This window comes from Pseudogemmobacter sonorensis, from assembly GCF_042762395.1.
GTDB lineage: Bacteria > Pseudomonadota > Alphaproteobacteria > Rhodobacterales > Rhodobacteraceae > Pseudogemmobacter > Pseudogemmobacter sonorensis.
In genome coordinates, this window is sequence record NZ_JBEFZE010000080.1 from 1 (window position 1) to 1,539 (window position 1,539).

General features: G+C 65.3%; 2 protein-coding genes. Both read right to left on the reverse strand.

Features of this window, described 5'->3' with window-relative positions:
• A partial coding sequence (locus ABNX41_RS21765; protein ID WP_438671767.1) for a hypothetical protein occupies positions 1-601 on the reverse strand: 601 nt, incomplete at its 3' end.
• An 11-nt stretch (positions 602-612) separates the two neighbouring features.
• Positions 613-1,416 (reverse strand): ERF family protein, encoded by an 804-nt coding sequence (locus ABNX41_RS21770; RefSeq protein WP_438671768.1) that lies wholly within the window; start codon positions 1,414-1,416, stop codon positions 613-615.
• Positions 1,417-1,539 lie beyond the last annotated feature (123 nt).

Consider the following 1,539-nt stretch of genomic DNA (forward strand, 5'->3'; position numbering starts at 1 on the left):
CCGGGCGCCGGGCGCCGCGCGGATCGGTGGCAGGGTCTGTCTCGTAGGACCATTTCGTGACGGTGCGCAGGCCTTTGACCGCCTTCGCCTGCGCGGCGACCTTGCGGGTCTGGGCGGCTGCAATCTCGGCCTCGCGCTTGGCCGCATCAGCAGCGCGGACGCTTTCGATATCCCCCTCATCGACATGCAGGGCAGCTTCGCGCGCGGCCCGGGCTTTCTCGTCGGAAATGCGCTTGGCTTCTGCCTCCGCCGCTTCGCGCTTGGCCTTCTCGGCAGCCTTGAAGTCGCTGACGATCTTGGCAAGGCCCTTTTGGATCCGGTCCAGATCGTCCTGCGTCGGCTTCCAGCGCGCGACCTCGGCTTTCCACGCGTCGTGAAGCGGCTTGGTGGCGTCGTCACGGGCCTTGTCCACGGCCGACCGGGCGGCGCGGATCTGCTTTGCCAGCGCATCGACGGCGTTCATCTGGTCGAGGTTCTCGACCTTGGATCCGTCGAGCCAGTTCTGTGCCTCCTGAATGGCGGCGTCGAACCCGGCGAGCGCGTCCTCAATGGGATCGGGTGGGTTGTTATGGCCGATGCCGACCGGGGTCATGTCGTTCACATTGTGTCCTTTCAATATCCGATTTCGTCGTCGAGGATCTCGCCAGTCTTCGGCGTGGCGCTGATCCGGGCTTTGGCCGCGTCCTTGGCAGCGATCACGCGACGGTCATCCGCGACACGGCGTTGGCGCCGGTAGAGGTCCGCGAACATCGCTGCGAGGCTATCCATCTGGGTCTCGCGCTCGATGGCGCGGATGGCGTCCTGCACGTCGCGCTCGAAATCCTCGGGCGGAATGTCGCGGCGCTGGTCTGGCCACGGTGCGGCGCTCTGTGCATCGTCGTCCACCTCGGCGGACAGGCCGAGCGCGGCCTTGAGCGTATAGCGCTGAAGGTAGGTCACGGCGCTTCCGACTGCCTGGAACGCGTTCTTGCTGCCTGATCCATCGGGTGCGCACGCGAGGGATGTCTCCTCGCTGTGCCCGGCTGCGTGGGCAATGATGCAGGTGACCCTGACACCGCCGTTTCCCTGCTCGGTGCGAAACCGATACGACAGGCCGTGCTTCGACAGGATCGGGTCGATGACCTTCGCGATGCCGGAAAGCGTCTCGTGCTTGTAGTGTGTCCGGCCCTTGGCGCTGGTAAAATCCACCGTCGCATCCTTGACGATTGGCGGGATTTCCGCCCGGGCGGCGGCTAGGGCGGACGCGAAGGACACACGGGCATGCTGCGCATCCATGCGCTCTTTCATGGCGAGGATGCGCTCCATCTTCTCGATATCGACCGATGGGTCGAGCATGACGCGTTCGATCACTGACACCATCGCGTCCGGGGCAGTGGCGACTACCGTGCCTCCCTCGATCTTCGTGACCTCGGTCATCTGACTTCCTCCGAAATCGGCGCCTGTCTCGCGGCATGCAGCCCCCGGGCGTAGGCGTCGGACATGTGCCAGGCCAAGACGATCAGGGCGCTGGTGAAGATGAGCGCGAAGATATGGCCGGGC